This is a genomic window from Rufibacter sediminis (genome assembly GCF_014269285.1).
Classification (GTDB): domain Bacteria; phylum Bacteroidota; class Bacteroidia; order Cytophagales; family Hymenobacteraceae; genus Nibribacter; species Nibribacter sediminis.
This window is the reverse complement of sequence record NZ_JACOAF010000041.1, coordinates 266,783-284,553: the sequence shown is the minus strand read 5'-3', so window position 1 is coordinate 284,553 and position 17,771 is coordinate 266,783. Positions and strand designations below refer to the sequence as shown.

Annotated in this window: 16 protein-coding genes; 7 read left to right on the top strand and 9 right to left on the bottom strand. The window is 54.8% G+C overall.

Going from position 1 to position 17,771, the window contains the following annotated elements; all coding sequences use genetic code 11:
• Positions 1-615, top strand: coding sequence for a deoxynucleoside kinase (locus tag H7U12_RS17305; RefSeq protein ID WP_186640340.1), 615 nt, complete (start codon positions 1-3; stop codon positions 613-615).
• A gap of 212 nt (positions 616-827) precedes the next feature.
• Positions 828-1,514 (top strand): DUF6565 domain-containing protein, encoded by a 687-nt coding sequence (locus H7U12_RS17300; protein ID WP_186640338.1) that lies wholly within the window; start codon positions 828-830, stop codon positions 1,512-1,514.
• Positions 1,515-1,532: 18 nt separating this feature from the next.
• Here H7U12_RS17300 and H7U12_RS17295 read toward each other — a convergent pair whose 3' ends face one another.
• From H7U12_RS17295 to H7U12_RS17280, 4 genes are all read right to left on the bottom strand, one after another.
• Positions 1,533-1,949 carry a hypothetical protein gene (locus H7U12_RS17295; RefSeq protein WP_186640336.1) on the bottom strand — a complete coding sequence of 139 codons (417 nt, stop codon included), beginning with the start codon at positions 1,947-1,949 and terminating at the stop codon, positions 1,533-1,535.
• 105 nt (positions 1,950-2,054) lie between these two features.
• Positions 2,055-3,422 (bottom strand): M23 family metallopeptidase, encoded by a 1,368-nt coding sequence (locus H7U12_RS17290; protein WP_186640334.1) that lies wholly within the window; start codon positions 3,420-3,422, stop codon positions 2,055-2,057.
• Positions 3,423-3,527: 105 nt separating this feature from the next.
• Positions 3,528-3,785 (bottom strand): hypothetical protein, encoded by a 258-nt coding sequence (locus tag H7U12_RS17285; RefSeq protein WP_186640331.1) that lies wholly within the window; start codon positions 3,783-3,785, stop codon positions 3,528-3,530.
• Positions 3,786-3,919: 134 nt separating this feature from the next.
• Positions 3,920-4,750, bottom strand: coding sequence for an MOSC domain-containing protein (locus tag H7U12_RS17280; protein WP_186640329.1), 831 nt, complete (start codon positions 4,748-4,750; stop codon positions 3,920-3,922).
• Between the two features lie 555 nt (positions 4,751-5,305).
• On the opposite strand from H7U12_RS17280, the gene xseA reads away from it, so the two are divergent.
• The 3 genes from xseA to H7U12_RS17265 all read left to right on the top strand — a co-directional run bounded on the left by xseA (position 5,306) and on the right by H7U12_RS17265 (position 8,172).
• Entirely contained in the window at positions 5,306-6,886 is a 1,581-nt protein-coding gene (gene xseA, locus H7U12_RS17275) for an exodeoxyribonuclease VII large subunit (RefSeq protein WP_186640327.1), read from the top strand.
• Between the two features lie 87 nt (positions 6,887-6,973).
• The gene (gene xseB / locus H7U12_RS17270; RefSeq protein ID WP_186640325.1) at positions 6,974-7,186 is read left to right on the top strand and encodes an exodeoxyribonuclease VII small subunit; all 213 of its coding nucleotides are present in this window, start codon (positions 6,974-6,976) and stop codon (positions 7,184-7,186) included.
• 119 nt (positions 7,187-7,305) lie between these two features.
• Positions 7,306-8,172, top strand: coding sequence for a sulfurtransferase (locus H7U12_RS17265; protein WP_194362559.1), 867 nt, complete (start codon positions 7,306-7,308; stop codon positions 8,170-8,172).
• A gap of 131 nt (positions 8,173-8,303) precedes the next feature.
• Here H7U12_RS17265 and H7U12_RS17260 read toward each other — a convergent pair whose 3' ends face one another.
• On the bottom strand, positions 8,304-9,521 hold the full coding sequence (locus tag H7U12_RS17260) for a S8 family serine peptidase (RefSeq protein ID WP_186640323.1): 1,218 nt from the start codon (positions 9,519-9,521) through the stop codon (positions 8,304-8,306).
• A gap of 299 nt (positions 9,522-9,820) precedes the next feature.
• Between H7U12_RS17260 and H7U12_RS17255 the strand changes: the two genes are divergently transcribed.
• The gene (locus H7U12_RS17255) at positions 9,821-10,570 is read left to right on the top strand and encodes a peptidylprolyl isomerase (RefSeq protein WP_186640321.1); all 750 of its coding nucleotides are present in this window, start codon (positions 9,821-9,823) and stop codon (positions 10,568-10,570) included.
• An 885-nt stretch (positions 10,571-11,455) separates the two neighbouring features.
• On the opposite strand, the gene H7U12_RS17250 is transcribed toward H7U12_RS17255, so the two are convergent.
• From H7U12_RS17250 to H7U12_RS17235, 4 genes are all read right to left on the bottom strand, one after another.
• Positions 11,456-13,546 (bottom strand): M13 family metallopeptidase, encoded by a 2,091-nt coding sequence (locus tag H7U12_RS17250; RefSeq protein ID WP_186640319.1) that lies wholly within the window; start codon positions 13,544-13,546, stop codon positions 11,456-11,458.
• 200 nt (positions 13,547-13,746) lie between these two features.
• Positions 13,747-14,679 (bottom strand): YihY/virulence factor BrkB family protein, encoded by a 933-nt coding sequence (locus tag H7U12_RS17245; protein WP_186640317.1) that lies wholly within the window; start codon positions 14,677-14,679, stop codon positions 13,747-13,749.
• 70 nt (positions 14,680-14,749) lie between these two features.
• The gene (locus tag H7U12_RS17240; RefSeq protein ID WP_377165104.1) at positions 14,750-15,793 is read right to left on the bottom strand and encodes a hypothetical protein; all 1,044 of its coding nucleotides are present in this window, start codon (positions 15,791-15,793) and stop codon (positions 14,750-14,752) included.
• Between the two features lies 1 nt (position 15,794).
• Positions 15,795-16,145, bottom strand: coding sequence for an MGMT family protein (locus H7U12_RS17235; protein WP_186640315.1), 351 nt, complete (start codon positions 16,143-16,145; stop codon positions 15,795-15,797).
• A gap of 502 nt (positions 16,146-16,647) precedes the next feature.
• On the opposite strand from H7U12_RS17235, the gene H7U12_RS17230 reads away from it, so the two are divergent.
• Positions 16,648-17,757, top strand: coding sequence for an efflux RND transporter periplasmic adaptor subunit (locus H7U12_RS17230; RefSeq protein WP_186640313.1), 1,110 nt, complete (start codon positions 16,648-16,650; stop codon positions 17,755-17,757).
• The last annotated feature ends 14 nt before the right edge of the window (positions 17,758-17,771 follow it).

Sequence of the window (17,771 nt, the reverse complement as noted above, 5' to 3'; positions counted from 1 at the left end):
ATGCACATTGCAATTGTAGGCAACATTGGGGCCGGCAAAACAACCCTGGCCACCAAACTGGCCCAGCATTATAAATGGGAGGTTTTTCTGGAGGCCGTAGACAATAACCCGTACCTCAAAGACTTTTATGAAGACATGCCCCGGTGGGCGTTCCACCTGCAGGTCTTCTTCCTGAACAGCCGCTTCAACCAGGTATTACAGATCAACGAGCGCACCAGCGGCGTCATCCAGGACCGCACCATCTACGAAGACGCGTACATCTTCGCCAAGAACCTGCACCACTCCGGCATGATGAGCGACCGCGATTACCAGAACTACTTCAACCTCTTTGAGTCGATGACCAAGATGGTGAAAGCCCCGGATCTGCTCGTCTACCTGAAATCTGATCTTCCCAAACTGATTGGCCAGATTCAGAAACGCGGCCGTGATTACGAAGACAACATCTCGCTGGCGTACCTGAAGAACCTGAACGAGCACTATGACCAATGGATTGCGAACTACAAGCAAGGCAAGCTCCTGGTCATTGATGCCAATCAGATTGACTTCGTACAGAACCCGGAAGACCTGGGCAACATCATTGACCGGATCAACATAGAGCTTTTCGGTTTGTTTTAAACCCATCGGCACTCTGTCATCACTTCTTGAAGGAAGGGTGTGTTTTGAGCCTGTTTTACGTAAAACTGGCTCAAAACACACCCTTTTCTCTTTCCTGCCTATATCCTTACCTTCAGTCGAATCCTCCGCCCTACTGACTCAGGGAAGCAAACGCGTCCTGGACGATAACAATCCCTGCTCAGATTTCTGCGTATAGATAGCAAAAAAGCAATATGAGACCTCTGTATACCAACTTACTGGCCGCCGGTGCGCTCGTGATCAGCTTGCTGGGTGGCACCGCCTGTGAACGCACCTCGCCCAATAACAACGACCCCGGCAACCCACCCAGAACCCGCGCCGAAGAAGATCTGGCCGAGCTGCGCGAGTGGATGAAAGACAAAACCGACAGCACCGGCCGGGAAGCAGATACTGCCTCGTCCAGAAGATGGCCGCAGGTGAAAGAGGAATTCAAGGAGAAAACCGCCCAGCTGGATACCAGAATGGACAGCCTTTCAGAAAAGTCAAAGGCTGAGTACAAAGAGCTGAGGAGAAAATACGAGAACTGGGAAGCCCGCAACCAGCAAAGAAGCCAGATGCCCTTACAACAGGAGACGCTGCGGCGGTTTGAAACCGAATTCTTCGGGACACCCAATGCGCTGGAGGTACAGATGCCCGCCAACCAGATGCGCGACACCTATGTGCAGTTCCTGCAGAACGTCCGCGCCCGCCGAGCCAACTGGACCGCCGCCGACTGGGACTACGTAGACGAAATCTACAGCCGCCTGAACCAGAAGAAAGACCTGGTGGAAGATCAGCTCTCAGGGCAGGACAAACTCAAGATCAAAGCCCTGCAGGCCGAATACCTCACCCTGGAAACCACCAAAGACGCCAAAGACCTGGCAAAAGAGATCAAGCAGTAAGCAGCTTCTGCCCTTGGGCTATTTGGATGGCTCAGGGGCAGACAACCAGCGGATGGCAGAAGCGATATCATAGAACAGGGCCACCTTACAGGCCGGGGAAATTCTGCGCTTGAGATCCTGCGCCGTGGACAGATCATGCATGTCCCGGGAGAGGACCATGGCCAGATACTTCAAGCCGGTTTGTTCCACCTGCGGCATCCATTCATACTGCAGCCAGTCATTGGCTTCTTCCCACTCGCCGGTCACCTCGCTTTTATCGCTTAAAAGTTTGGGGCACCGCCTCTCTTCTTGCTGCTGCAGGTAATATTTGGCAGTAGCAATCACATCATCTGAATTGATGTGCCCGTTCCACTTGATATAAAACCAGTCCCGCTCATCCTCATATTTCAGCGAAATATAAGAGTGCGCGCTGGTGACTGCCCATACGTCGGCCATATGCTTCTCACGTTAACATAGCTCTCTTTGTCGTTTGAGGTAAGAAATGTTGTTTGTCTTTCAGAAATACGGCCGAAAAGATGGGAATGTTCAGCCCTCGTCCATTTAGCGGGCCATTTCGGCAGGAATCCAACCGGTAGTTCCCTGGGGATCTTTCACCAGCCAATAGGCGTCCTGTTTGGCCAGAACGCGCACAGTAGAATCGGCGGAGAGGTTCTTCTGCGGAGCCGCCCCTGATGAGGAAGCCTCCAGCAAAGGGGCTTCGCGGGTGAGCTTCACCGCCTGGATTGGTTTGTCCAGCGTCTCCACCATGGACGAAGCTACGTAGCCTTGCTGCCCATCGGGCAGCATCACCCGGTACCAGGTGCCCGAACCGGCCAGCACTTGCAGCGGCGTGTACTGCGAAAGCGTTTGCAGCGACGTGGCCGAGGCTGCCGGCGCTAACCGCAGATTGGCGTTGGACCTGGCCGTACGCACCCAGTTGCCCAGCTTCTTCTCATCGGCTTGCAGGGAGGCAGGCTTGGTTCGGTCATGGTGCACGTACGGGAAAGGATCCACCGCTCCCTGGCCAAACCGGTAAATCCCGAAATGCAGGTGCGGCGCGGTGGTGATGGCATTGCCGGTATTGCCCAGCAACCCTAACGTGTCTCCAATGGATACCCGCTGCCCGGGCTGCACCAGTTGGCTGTCCAGGTGCGCGTAATACAGGCTTTGCTGCCGTTTTGCATCCGAGAGCCACACCACTTTACCGCCAATGGGCGTCACGTTCACCCGGGTCACCGTACCTTCCACGGCGGCTACCACGGGCGTGTTGCGGGGAGCGAAAATATCGATGCCCTCGTGTCTTCTGGCCCCGGCGTCGCGGTCCTGGCCCCAGAAACTCTGCACAGCCCGGCTGTCTTTGCCTTGCACCGGGAAAGCCAATTGCGGCAAAGTCTCAATGGTGACGGTGTACTGACCACTCCGCAACAACTCGGGCTGTACCCGCAACACGTGCGGCAGTTCTTCCTCAATCTCATACTCCAGGCTCTGGGCGGTGGTATCGGCGTAGGAGACCTGCTTGGGTTGGCCTGCATTGTCTGGATTGGCCTCAAACAAATCAATGAACACCTGGGGCACCTGCTGGCCTTGGGTCTGAACTTTCACCGCTACTTTCTGCCCCTGTTTCACTGTGAACCGGTAACTGGCGGCCAAGGGTTTATCAGCGGGGAAATAGCCGGTTTCTTTGAAGGGAAGGCTAACGGGTACCGCTTTCTGCAAGGCCTGCTCGCCGGCCGCTATCCATTGCTGGCCCAGGGCCGTCTCGTCTAACTTCGCCGCCTTCAGGCTGGCCTGGTATTTCTCGTAAGGAGACTGCTTTTTGAAAACCCCGCGCAACGTGTTCTGCGGGCTACAGGAAGTGAAAATCAGCCCGCCAAAGAGAAAAAGGAAAAACAGGAAACGCACCCGGGAAGAATATATCGTAAATCGCATTGGAATCAACTAGTTAAAAAACAATAACCCGATCACCCCCCAGAAGGTTCTGAGAGGATGATCGGGTTATTGTACGCAGGAGTTCCTGCTGGGTGATACGTTCTTTTATTCTTCTTCCACGCGCTGGTGCGGATGGGCGTACCCGCGGGCGGCGGTTTCTTCAATTACCTCGTACCGGTCCAGCATGAGGTTCAGGTTGCCGGTGTTGGTGCCTTTCACAAACTGCCCTTCCGGGGTCTGGTAAATGGCGTAGTTGTGCAGCCCGAAGGGAAACAAGTTATTGCTGCGTAACTCCTTGGCGTACGTGAGGTCAATTTCCTCTCCCCCAGAGGCAGTGACTAGATAGCGGCTGTGTTGCGTCATGGCGCGCGTGTTTTAAAGTAAATGTACGTAGAAGGCGGAGCTTTGGGGCTCTTTTTCAGAAAACCGGCCTAAAACCCAATAGCGATACAGGTAGGCTAACTCCTTCCTTCTACCGGCGAAGATACGGCAAAAGCCTATTCCCCACCAGACGAGCTGCCGGTCTCCATCACCGTGATGCGGTCACCTACGTTGACAGTTCCGGTAGACAAACCAATCAGGTTCATCCCGAAGATCACTTTACTGCCTTTCTTCTGGTACGTGGAAAGCGTTTTCAGGGGCTCAGCACCAGCCTGGGCGGTGTCCTGGTCTATGGTGGTCACGTTGCAGCGGCCGCAGGGCTTGGCCCCGTAAAACAGGACATCGCCCATCTTAAAGGTCTTCCATTTCTCCTCTGCGTAAGGCTGTCCGCCAGTAAAGACGAAATTGGGCCTGAACCGATTCATGGGCACCTCTTCCTCTAACCGGCCATTCAGGTCGTTCAATGACTCCTGCCCGATGATCAGGAACGGGTAGCCGTCCGAGAAACTTACTTTCTCGTTGTGCTTGGCGTAATTGGGGTCAATGAGCCGGATGGAGTTATCGGGCATGTACACGAGGCGGCAACTAAGGCCCAGCGCCTCAGAAAACCAGGCGTTCGCCTCGGGGCTCACGATGAACGCAAAGCAGATATCGTCCCAGACGGTGACCAGCGTGGAGCGGGTGCTGTTGGTTTCATAGGGCACCAGCAGCGGGGCCAGGTCTTTGGTTTTGTGCGTCACCACCAGCCCCTCGGGCGAGAGCGCCACCTGCAGCAGCGCCATCTCGGCCAGTTTGCGCTGGGTCAGGAAAATGCCACTGTCGTCAATCAGCATCCAGCGACGGTCATATTGCAGCCCCCGTTCCTCTACCTGCGCCGAGGTGAGGGAGATGCCGCTTAAAGATTTGATAGGGTAAATGAAAATTTCGCTGAGTACAAGTGTTGACATACGGTTCTACTGATGTGCGTGGCTTTCCCGCACCATTGCTATAGCCAAAGGTAGGAATGATTCTTAGAACGCGAAGAGACGCCTCAAGGATTTGCACTTTTGTAACAATTTCACAAGATCGAGGGCGTTTTCCCGTTTTATCACTCTGGATTGCCTTGGAAGTTGGAAATTAGCCTTTTCTCTGGACATTTCTCAACCCGCGTATATCCTTTCGGCTTGAAATACGGCATTTACCCGCTGATGGCGCGAGGCCTGATTTTGTGTTTTGGCCTTCCTTTCCGGAAAACGAGCTTATAACAGCCCTTCGGGAAGCAGGTTTTTAGCCCCGCCGCGGAGCGCCGGAAACAAACTTACGATAGAGATAGAAAGCGAAGCGCGGGAAGTACGCAGAAGTGCGTAAAATTTCTTTACTTGAAGAAAGAACCTAACCGATTGACCTGCAAGCACGTGAGTTCTTCGCCTCGCTGGTGAATTGCTTAAATTTTTAGCAAATTGGTGGACTGCATTTAGAAAAACCGTAATTTTAACAGACTGAAATCAAGAGGAGCGCACGGCATGGGGACATTTTTTCAGAGTAGTAGCGAAGAAGTTTCGTTTACCATCAACACCAATAGGCCGTTCACGCTCTATGAGTTTAACCGCCGCCTGCGCGAAGAGATAGAGAACGCGCTGCCCCACCGCTACTGGATCATCGCCGAGATCTCGGAGGCGCGGGTGCACCACCAAAGCGGCCACTGTTACCTCACCCTCACTGACAAAGAACCCGGCTCCAAAAGCACGCTCACGGCTCAGGCCCGCGGCACCGTCTGGAAACGGCAGTACCAGGAGATTGCGCAATACTTTGAGGCCCAGACCGGGCACCCGCTCAGGGCCGGTCTCAAGATTCTGTTCAACGCCAGCCCGCGGTTCCATGAGCTTTACGGGTTCAGCCTGGACATCCACGACATCGACCCGACCTATACGTTAGGCGATTTGGCCCGCCAGCGGCAGGAAACCATTGCCCGCCTAGAAACCGAGGGTCTCCTGAAGCTGAACCAGAAACAGGTTTTGCCCGAGGTACCGCAACGGCTGGCCATCATCTCCTCGCCTACCGCCGCCGGTTACCAGGATTTTGTGGCGCAACTGGGGAACAATCCCTTCGGGTACCATTTCCAGCTGACTTTGTTTGAGGCGAGCGTGCAGGGCATGGAAGCGGTTTCGTCCATCAAAGCGGCCTTGTCCAGAGTGACGCTGCAGCGGCAGGCCTTTGACGCGGTGGTGATCATCAGGGGGGGCGGCTCGCAAACCGATCTGTTGTGCTTTGACCATTACGAGCTGGCCTCGGCGGTGGCCCAGATGTCGCTGCCGGTGCTGACCGGAATCGGGCACGAGCGCGACGAATCCATCACTGATCTGGTGGCGCACACCCCGCTGAAAACCCCTACCGCCGTGGCCGCTTTCCTCATTGACCGGCTGGCCGAGTTTGAGGCGGGCATGGACGACGTTTTCCTGCAGATCAAAGACGCCGCCACTGCGCTGGCCGTAGCCGCTGAACGCCGCGTGGCTTTACTCGCCGCGCAGGTGCAGCAGGGCACGAACCAGTTTCTGCACCGCCGCCAGTTCCAGCTGGAATGCCAGACCCGCACCTTGTCCGACAAGCCCCAGAAGTTTTTGACTGAGGAGCAGCGCCATGTCATGTGCGAGGAACTGCGCCTCACCCATTCCGTGGAACAGTTGCTGCGGGCCAAAGGCACCAAACAGCAGAACTACCTGCTGCACCTGGAAACCAATACCCTCAAAAAACTGGAGACCGGCCAGCGCAAGGTGACGCACGTAGAACACTGCCTGCAATTATCTGCCAAGCAACGGCTGCAGAACGCCCAGATGCACTTCCAGAAAAACCAGCAGCGCCTGCTCTACGGCGCCAAGGACCAGTTGCAGATCAAAGGACACCAACTACAACTCATGGAGATGGACGTGAAATCCCATGACCCGGAGATCATGCTCATGCGCGGCTACACCCTCACCTACGTGAACGGCAAGCTGCTGCGGTCCCTGGACCAAGTCACCTCCGGCGATGTCCTGCAGACCCGCCTGCTGGCCGGCTCGGTGATCAGTAAGGTGACCAAAACCAAAGAACCAGACCTTTTCGATTGATTCCGTTTCAGACCTAAAAACCAGAAAACAGGCGGAAAACCGCCGCGTCAAATCATACCCCCATTTTACATTACATCTTAGATCGCTATGAGCAACATCACCTATAAACAAGCCACCCAGGAACTAGAGGCCATTTTGAAAGCCATTGAGAACGATGACGTAGACGTGGACGAACTGACCCAGAAGGTGCAGCGCTCCTCAGAACTCCTCAAGCTGTGCAAGCAGAAACTCCGGAACGCCGAGGATGCCATCAGCCAGGTTTTCCGCGACATCAACTGCGAAGACCCCAAAGCCGAATAAGTGTGTTTCCTGTTTCGGGCCAGTTTTAAAGAAAATCAGCTTGAAACAGGAAATTCTCTTTTAATCTGTTTAATTGCCTGTCTGTTTCAAACATCCCTCACACTAACGTCTTCCACGCCATGATCCAACCCCTTCTGGAGCCCAACGATTTTATTTCCCTGGCCAAAGAAAAAGAGCTGATCCTGATCGATGCCCGGCAAGGCCCCAAGGCGCTGGAGGAATACCAGCACGAACACCTGGCCGGCGCGCTTCATGTAGACCTGGAAACCGATCTGGCGGCCGTTCCCAACAATGCGGCGCACGGCGGACGGCACCCGCTTCCTTCTCCGGAGCAGTTTGGGGCTTTCTTAGGGAAACTAGGCATCACCCCTGCCAGCCACGTGGTCATTTACGACGATAAGAGCGGGGCTAATGCCGCAGCACGGTTCTGGTGGATGCTGAAAGCCGTGGGGCACCAACACGTGCAGGTACTGAACGGCGGACTGAAAGCAGCCTTAGAAGCTGGAGCCCAAACCAGCAGCGGTGTATCCAACCCTACGGAGGTCGCTCCATATCCGGCTACCTCCTGGCAAAGTCCCACGGCAGATAGCGAAGAAGTGGCGCAGGCCGCGGGTGACAAAAACCACCTGGTCATAGACGTGCGGGACGCGTACCGGTACCTGGGCGAAAGCGAACCCATTGACCCCGTGGCAGGCCACATCCCCGGCGCCGTCAATGTTCCGCTCACCGGAAACCTAGGCCCTGAGGGTTGTTTTCTCTCCCCCGATGACCTCAAGCAGAAATACAAAGCTGTTCTCAAAGATGTGGACCCTGAGAACGTGATTGTACACTGCGGTTCCGGAGTAACTGCTTGCCATACCTTATTGGCGCTGGAAAGCGCCGGACTGAAAGGCGCTAAACTGTACGTGGGTTCTTGGAGTGAGTGGTGCCGCAGCAACAGACCCATCGCCGTGGGGGAAGATACATCGGCTGGCGAGAAGGGTTGATTGCTCCTTTCTGCACAAAATATGCGGAGTAACTCTCGGTTATTTTACGCCTGCTTTTCGCAAAACTCCTTATAAACAGGAAGGCCGCCTCTGAATCCAAAGGCGGCCTTCCTGTTTATAAGAGCGTATGATTATAAGTGAATAATTGGATCAGCGTTGCCATCTGGGTCATTCTTCACTAAACCACTGGTAGTTGGCTTGCCACCGGTCATCAGCATCACCCCAGCGGCGTGCGGCGTAGCCATAGAAGTACCGCTGATGGTGTTGTAGCCACCATCTTTCCAGGTGGACTGGATGCTTACCCCAGGTGCGCAATAGTCTACCGGAGGGTTGCCATAGTTAGAGAACGAGGCCCAGGTATCGGTGTTGTTCATGGCCGAGATGGTGTACACGTTCAATCCGTTGGCCCGGGCGGGGGAATGGTTGTTGGCGTTATCGGTTTCGTTGCCCGAAGCCAGACAGAAGATCACGCCGCCTTTCGCCGCCTCTATCACCGCATTGTCTAATGCCGTGGAAACCCCGCCCCCTAAACTCATGTTCGCTACGTCACCCGGTTTTCCGTTCGCGGCAACGTAATCAATCCCCGCTATCACGCCGGAGGTAGAGCCACTGCCGCGTGAATCCAGTACTTTCACGGCTACCACGGTGGCGTTGGCCGCCACACCTATTACGCCAATCGAGTTATTTTTAGCGGCAATGGTACCAGCTACGTGGGTTCCGTGGCCGTTTCCGTCATCTGCCGTACCGGCGTCTCTGCCTGAGGTGAACACAGACATGCTGCGGGCCGCGTCCACGTTCAGATCTGGATGGTCTAAATCAATGCCGGTATCAATCACCCAGGCGGTTTTACCGGTTCCATCGCCGAAACCTACCCGCGTGATGCCGTACGGAGTCACCTGGCCTGATGGCGTAGATCCGCCGCCGGAGGGTTTCCCTAAACTGATGATTTTGTCTTGTTCTACATACGCCACGCGGCTATCGCGGCCCAGTTTGGCGGCTTCGGCCTCCGTTAAGTCAACTTCAAAGCCCTGAAGCGCTTTTCCGTAGGACTGTCCAATGGCTTCGGGGTTGATGCCGCGCTCCCGCAGAATCTCCTGCCCGAAGTTTTTCACCTGGCGCAGCCGCTCCGGGTAAGAAGCACTTTCCGCAAGCCGCAGGTTGCTTCCGTTCTTCAGCACGACAATGTATTTCCCGGCAATGAGCGACCCACTGTCAGAAATGCCCACCACTTCTTCTGGCTGGGCGGCTTCTTCCACCTGCTCGCAGCTCTGGAAGGTACACGAGGAGACTACCACGGCAGCTCCAATCAAGAATTTAAACCGGGGGATAGAAACGTACTTGTTCAACATAAGAAAATGGTTTTGTTTGTTAGGTTGGGATTGGGGAAAATAAACACTGAATGTTGACGAATATAGAGAGAAGAAATTTATCTCGCAACGCCAAATCTGTGAATCTTTCAATTTATTTACTCGTATAGAGCCGTTTTATATAGAAATTTACTATATTCTAACTCATACCTCCTCCACCTAAAAATAGCGTTTTACAGAACCGCTCACCTTTTATAGGACAGGCTTTTTTGTGAATTTGGCTCTCAACTTCTAGCTTTACCTGTCTCACCTTGACGTGCTATCTTAAAAAGTTACTGTTCATGATCAGATTTTTGCCGTCCATTAAGCTTTCCTTTTTCCTGTGCCTGGCCCTTGTAGGCGCTTGTGGCGAGAAGAAAGCTCCTGTCACCGCCAATACTACTCCAGTTTCCCCACCGACCCCCACCATCCTTACCCAGGAGTTGGTAGAAGACACCCTGCAAGCGTACGCGCAGGCTCACCCCAATGACACCTTGGTGCTCATCAGCACGCCCAAAGGCGACATCAAGATCAGGTTATACAAAGACACGCCCCTGCACCGGGGCAATTTCGTGCGGCTGGCCAATTACGGGTTCTTTGACAAAACCGTGTTTTTCAGGGTAGAGAAGGACTTCATGATCCAGGGCGGGCGGTCCGATTTCCAGACCATGAAGATTGGCTCCTACAAGATTCCGCCGGAGATCAAGCCCCACTACTTCCACAAGCGCGGCGCGGTGGGCATGGCGCGCTACGGCGACGAGGAGAACCCGGAGCGCATGTCATCAAACAAAGACTTCTACATCGTGCAGGGCCACAAACTGCCCGACTACGAATTGCAGGCGAACATCAAGGAATTCAAACTGAACCTCACCCCGGCCCAGAAACAGGCCTACCGCACCATTGGCGGCGCTCCCAACCTGGATCAAACCTTCACGGTGTTTGGCGAGGTTATAGAAGGTATGGAGGTGGTTGACAGCATTGCCGCCGTGCCGGTGGACCAGACCAAATGGCCGGTGAAGGATGTCGGGATGAAGGTGCGGGTGATCAGGTAATGGAAGTGATTTGACAAACTCCTTTCTGTTAAAAACGCATCTTGTTTCTGGGATGCGTTTTTTGTGTGGTTTTAGGAAAACAGGCCCAAAACAGCGATGATCTGTAAGATCTGCCTTCTATGGCCCGGATTTACTTCCCCACTATGGCGCGGAAGTTACTTCCGTGCCTTTCTTTCTTCTTTATCAACCTTTAAGCCACCAGCAAAGCCCGCCGTCCCGCCGTTGTTGGTGTTCTCACTATCGTCCAAGTCAACTGCCCTTAAGCAGAGATTCCCCTTTTGAAGGTAGAGCCGTAACGTTGCCGTATCGTTCTATAAATATAGCTGGTTCAAGTCTGTGACTTGGACCTACCATGGTCTGCAGTTTGCAACTGCAGTGAGGCGTTAGCCTCAAAACTAGGCAGTGATAGTAATGCCGCCCGCCGTTGTTGGTGTTCTCACCAAAGACCATGACTGCCTCTCTAATTAGCTATCCGCTTTTGCTCTCTACCTCTGTCCTGTCAAGCCTTTAGGCTGCAGATGCGGTCTGCCCGCGTTTGTCACTTTTCTCCTGGATGAGAAAAGTAACCAAAAGAATCATGAAGAAAAGAAACTCGCTGACGCTCAGACAGTCTTTTCTTCAGTAATTATGACACCTGGTGAAAACCTTCTGTTCCATAGCAAACGTAGGCCTCTGCTGCTGGGAACGGTACTGCTTGCGCTGCCTCGGAGCTGGGCTACGCATGCGGCCCAGCTCCGAGAGAGCGCAGGTTGCTGTAAAGGCTTGGAGCCGTTGCAATGCCTGCATTGTCCTCTCGGACGGGGGTGGCTTATAAATGCAAAAACGCACCTCGTGGCGGAGGTGCGTTTTTGGGGTGATTTGACGAAAATGGCCTTTAAACGGATATTACCAGATGTGCACGCGCTCGGCGTCTGGGCGGTACATTTTGTTGCCCGGGCCGCAGTTGAATGCTTTGTAGAACTGGGGCATGTTAGACAACGGTCCGTTGATCCGGAACATGGCCGGGGAGTGCGGATCGGTCAAGACTTGCTGACGCAGGGCGGCCGGCGTGGAGTTGTTCCGCCAGATTTGCGCCCAGGCCAGGAAGAAGCGCTGCTCAGGCGTGAACTCGTCAATCTTGCCCACGTTCTTGTTGGCGATGGCTTTCTGCAGGGCGGTGAAGGCGATGTTCAAGCCGCCGATGTCCGCGATGTTCTCGCCCATGGTCAGTTTTCCGTTCACGTTCACGCTGTCCAACGGCTGATAGGCGCTGTACTGGCGGTCTACCATGTCGGTGCGCTCCTTGAACTTGGCTTTGTCTTCGGCGGTCCACCAGTCGCGCAGGTTTCCTTCCGGATCGTACTGGCTGCCTTGGTCGTCAAAGCCGTGGGTCAGTTCGTGGCCGATCACCGCGCCCATTCCGCCGTAGTTCACGGCGTCATCGGCGTTCGGGTCGAAGAACGGAGGCTGCAGGATTCCGGCCGGGAACACGATCTCGTTCATGCTGGGGTTGTAGTAGGCGTTCACCGTGGGCGGCGTCATGCCCCACTCAGAGCGGTCTACGGGTTTGCCCAGTTTGCTCACGTTGTCTTTGAAGCCCCACTCAGAAGCCTGCAGCACATTTTGCAGGTAAGACGTACGGCTCACGGTTAAACCAGCATAGGTTTCCCATTTCTCGGGGTACCCGATTTTCACGGCGAAGGCGTTCAGTTTGCCCAGCGCCTGCTGTTTGGTGGCTTCGCTCATCCAGTCCAGGTTTTTCACGTGCTCCTGGAACGCGGAGCGCAGGTTGTTCACCATCTCCAGCGCCTTGGCTTTGGCCTGCGGCGAGAAGGCTTTGTCTACGTACTCCTGGCCCAGGGCTTCGCCGATGGTGCCATCGGTCATGCGCAGCACGCGTTTCCAGCGGGGTTGCATTTCTTTGGCGCCGCTCAGGAATTTACTATTGAAGTTGAAGCTCTCCTGTACAAACGCCTGGGGCAGGTAGGCCGCCGAGGTACGGGCCAGGTGCCAACGCAGATACGTTTTCCAGTCAGAGACCGGTACGGCGGTGAGCATGGTGTTGGCTTCTTTCAGGAAGTTGGGCTGCCCCACAATCACTTCTTTGGCCCCGGTCACGTTCATGTTTTTCAGGAGCGTAGGCCAGTTGAAGTTAGGCGCCAGTTTCTGCAGATCGGCCACGGTCATTTTGTTGTAGGTGGCGTGCGGATCGCGCTGCTGCACGCGGGTCATGGAAGCGTTGGCCAGGCGGGTCTCCATTTCCACTACCTTCGCGGCGTTTTTCCGGGCAGTCGCCTCGTTGTCGCCCAGCAGCTGGAACATGTTGGCCACGTGCTTCTGGTACTCCTCTTTCACGCTTTTGGAGCGGGCATCGGTTTTGGTGTAGTAATCGCGGTCCGGTAATCCCAGGCCGCTTTGCCCGATGTTCACGATGTACTGCGTGCTGATTTTATCGTCCTGGCCTACGTAGAAGCTGAAAATTCCGCCCCGGCCCAGCACCTTCAGACGCGCCATGCTCTGCAAGAGACTGTTACGGTCTTTGATGGCGTTGATTCTGTCCAGCTCGGGTTTCAGGGGTGTGAGACCAGCTTTCTCAATGGCAGCGGAGTCCATGCCGGCGGCGTAGAAATCGCCTACCAACTGCGTGGAAGATCCTTTTGAGGCATTGGTCTGGCGCACGGCGGCGTCTACCACCGCGCGCAGGGTTTTGTTGTTGTTGTCGGCTAGTTCATTGAAGCTTCCCCAGCGGCTCTCCGAAGCGGGAATCGGGTTGTTCTTCAACCATCCGCCGTTGGCGAACAAATTGAAATCCTCGCACGGTGACACGCTGCGGTCCAGGTTGGCCATGTTCAGCCCCACGCCTTTCACCTCCGGCTCAGACTGGCTTACGGCCGCAGTCTCCGTGGAGGAAGTCTGCTGCACGGCGGGTTTGGAGCAGCCGGTGGCTACCACCCCCCCAAAGGCAGTGGCCAGCCATAATAAGTTTCTCTTCTTCATAATAGGTCTTTGATTAACAACGAGTTGCCTCTAAAGCAATTCAATTGATCAGCAATATATAACGGGTGCCTGCGTAAAGCAAATAAAACAAACAAGCGTTTGTAAAATCTGCCGCAAAGGTCACGGAGAACCAGATATTTAGCAGAAACACTTCCGTTTTAAGGCCGATTTCAGGAAAGAGGGCCGAAAACAGGATTGGGCTATACTTCTTCCAGGGGAGAGTGGTCGGTCTCGCGCCACTCGTAGAACGTGGCAAAGGACTTAGGGTGCAGCGGCATGTGTTTGTAGCGGGCGTACACCAGCGTGAAGCAGGCACCGAAGAAAAAGATCATGGCCGAGTAGAAGATGAACAGCAGCAAAATGACGATGGAACCCGAGGTGGCGTACAGCGAGCTCAGGTCACTGTTAATAAGTACCCGGGCAAGCACCATTTTGCCCAGCAGAAAGAGCAGCGCCGTCACCGCCGCTCCTACCCACACTGCCCGCGGCGGCATGTGGGCAAACGGCAAAAACCGGAAGATAATGGCAAACCAGGCAGTCTCCACCACCAAACCCAACAGGCGGTTGAGCACGCGCAGCAGCTGCAGTTGAAACTGTTCGTCTACCAACACATAATGGTCGTTCAGAAAAGCCAGCGAGGCGTCAATGACCAGAAAACCCAGGAACAGGATACCGCTGGTGAAAATGATGAGCAGCGCCCGGAACCGGTTCCGCAACGCGCCTTTCAGGTGCTGCTGCCCCCGTACCTTGATGCTCCAGAGTTGGTTCACGGAATTCTGCACCACGGTAAACAAGGTAGTGGAGACGAACGTCAGGAACAGGAAACTGAGCACGGCCGCCCAGCCGTTCCCCTGCAGATCCAGGAAATTGGTCAGAATAAGCTCAATCTGGCCGGCAATGTCTTCGCCCACCAAGCTGGTGAGTTTGTTGAAAAGCTCCCCGGTAATCAGGGCATCGTTGAAGAGGACACCCAACAACGAGATCACCAGAATGAGGATGGGCGGCAGCGCGAACAAGGTAAAAAACGCCACTGACGAGGCCAGCCGCAGCGGATCATTTTGCCTGAACAGTTCAAACGCATCTTTGAAAAGCCGCAGCACCGGCGACACTCTGGGGAGAAGTTGGGAGGGCATAAAAGCGATCATCAGGCCCAATACGTAAAAAGCCGTTTTAAGGCCGATTTTAAGAAAAGAAACCGAAAACTCACAAATGCCGCACCATCAGCTTGAGCTGCAGCCGCACAAGGTCACCCATGGAATGGCAATGCCGGAACTCCTCCACCTTGTGGTGCCGGGCCAGTTCCTCGCGCAGTTGCGTCACTTTCTCTTGTGACGAGATGGTGTCTTTGCGCATGCAGTCTACCAGGTCCTTCAGGCGGTAGCGGGCCGCCCGGATGCGCCTAAAGAGCAGCGTGCGTTCCTCGTTCTGGTACTGCTTCATGGTCTCGGGGTGCAGCAACTGGGTGCAGAGCGCCACAATGGGGTTGTTGTCTTTGAAAAACTGGGGCAGGTACATGGTTTTGCGGCCCTCGTAGCTCTGCTGGTCAAAGTCAATGGGCCGCACCCGGTACTGCTCCTCCTCAAAGTCGGGCGTGACCACCACCACGTAATTATAGGAGCGCATGTCGCCCAGCAGCAGGGCAAAGCACCGCTCGTTGAACTTCACGAACTCCTTGGCCAGCCGCACCCGGTTCAGGTTGGGCCGACTCAGGTAATGCTTGATGAACTCATCGCCCGGGATGCCCGCAATGTGCTCCTCTATGAGTGAGGCGCCGTGCACCAGGTAGTTGATGCGGTTAGGCGACAAGACGTGCTCCAACTCCAGGCCGTAGATGCGCGAGGCATCGGCTTTCTTAAAGTAGAAGTAGTCATAGTTGTCATTGAGCAAATTCACGATCCTGATCCGGAAGGGGTTGGAATTCCCGAAGGTGCAGTAATCCACCCGCTGCACGGAGAGCTGCTCCATCAGGCTCTCGTTCCCACCCGATTTCAGCTGCACGTAAATGCGGGTGAGCCCTTCGTAGATTTCGTGCATCTGGCTCTGGTCGTAGACCACGGTCTGCCAAAGCGTGTCCTGGCCCCAGCGGTCATAGAGCGGGTAGGTATCGGTGAAATGCAGCAGGTCCTGGTAGGTGATGGCCAGCGGGGCTTCGCGGTCATAGTCGCGCAGGTACCGTTGCAGCCGCTCGGTGACCGGGTAGTGCTGTTTCTTCTTGGAGATGTTGTTCAAGTCTACGGATGGGTTCATCTTACAGCAGTTCTTTGGCCGGGTCCCAGAAAAGTTGCTCAAAATCCTGCACCTGATCATCCTTTATCTTAATGCCTTCGCCTTCAAGGTGCGCCTGCATGGCGTCATACGACTCAAAATGCTGCTTGCCGGTGAGCATGCCGTTTCGGTTCACCACGCGGTAGGCCGGAATCCCCTGCTGAGAATGCGACGCAATGAGCGCCCAGCCCACCATTCTGGCCGAGCCTTTCGCGCCCAGGTACGCGGCAATGGCCCCGTACGAGGTGACCCGCCCTGGCGGAATCAGTTTCACAACTTCATAGACATCCTGGAAGAAATTAGTTCTTTTCTGGGCGGCATCGGGTTTGGCCATGTGCTTGATTTACGGCTGGTTTTGAAATAAGAGGCTGGAAAGAAGAAAGGCCGATATTTTTTCTGACCTTGCTTAAACCTTCTTTCTGTTTTTAGGTCTAATTTCTAAAAATAGCCAAAAAACGCGATAAATTTACCTGCTGCTGTGGTGGTAAGAAGCTTTTGCTTTCTACCCGGCGGCTATTTGCCATGTAGATCACCCCCAACCCTCAGAATGAAGAACGTGCTTGTCTCATCAGCTCTCACCCCGCCCGGCGGTGAATTATCCCCAACCCAGGCCTCACACGCGCGCCAAAGCGGGTCTGGCTTGCTCTCCCAACCGCTCCATCCTTCTCTGGGCAATGGGTAGTTAGCACCAGCAGTTTCCAGTTCTTTTCCTGCCCAGGAACCTACCGGCTATCTCCCTGGGTTATCTTAGCTGTCTTTGCAGCCATTTACTTTAAACAAAACCACAGTCACCACTCTTCTCACTACAACCGCAAGAGTTTAGTATTACCAATTCTATGAAGATAAAACACATTGTCTATGCGCTGCTCATCCTTGGTTTCGGGGCTTTAGTGTATTACCGCATCACCAGCAACAAAGAAGCAGCCGGGGCCGGCGGAGGTCCGGGCGGCGGTGGCGCAGGTAGAGGCCCGGGTGGACCCGGCGGACCAGGAGGCGCTCCGGCCATGCGGGTAAGTGGCGTAGTGGCCACCCCAAAGGAGTTCGCCAATTCATTGTCAGTGACGGGTTCCATTGAAGCCAATGAGCAGATTGAGGTACGGGGCCAGGTGTCTGGTCTGGTGCGCGGCATCTTCTTTGAGGAGGGCAGCAACGTGCGCAAAGGCCAGGTGCTGGTCAAGATTGACGACTCTGAGCTGCGCGCCCAACTGGCCCAGGCCCAAACCCGCCAATCGCTCACCGCCGAGAATGAGCGCCGGGCCCGCTTGCTTTTAGAGAAGGAAGCCATCAGCCGCGAGGAATACGATGTGGCCCGCGCCGAGCTCAAAACGGCCCAGGCCCAGATTCAGTTGGTTCGGGCGCAGCTGGCCAAAACCTCCATTACGGCACCGTTTTCCGGAAAAGTAGGTCTACGGGCAGTTTCCTCCGGCAGCTACCTCTCCCCTGAGACGGTAGTCACCAATCTGGTGAGCATCAACCCCATCAAAATCACGTTTGCCGTGCCGGAAAAATATGCCAGTCAGGTTAAACTGAATACGGAACTGACCTTTACCGTGGCCGGTTCTAACGAGAAGTTCACCGCCAAGGTATACGCCATTGAGCCCAGCATTGCCGCCGCTACTCGCACGCTTCAGCTACGCGCCCGCGCCGACAATTCCAAAGGAGAACTGATGCCGGGTTCTTTTGCTAACATTCAGTTGCCTTTGGCGGTTATCCAGAACGCCCTCCTGATTCCCACGCAAGCGGTAGTGCCGGTCCAGAACGGGAAGAAAGTCTTCATCACCCAGAACGGCAAAGCCAAGGAAGTGATGATTGAAACCAGCACCCGCACTGAGAATGATCTGTTGGTGACTTCCGGCCTGAGCGCCGGCGATACCGTGTTAACCACGGGTGTGATGTCTTTGAAGGCCGGAAGCCCGGTGAAAGTAGCCTTGGCGAAGCAATTATAATTTTCTGATTTAAC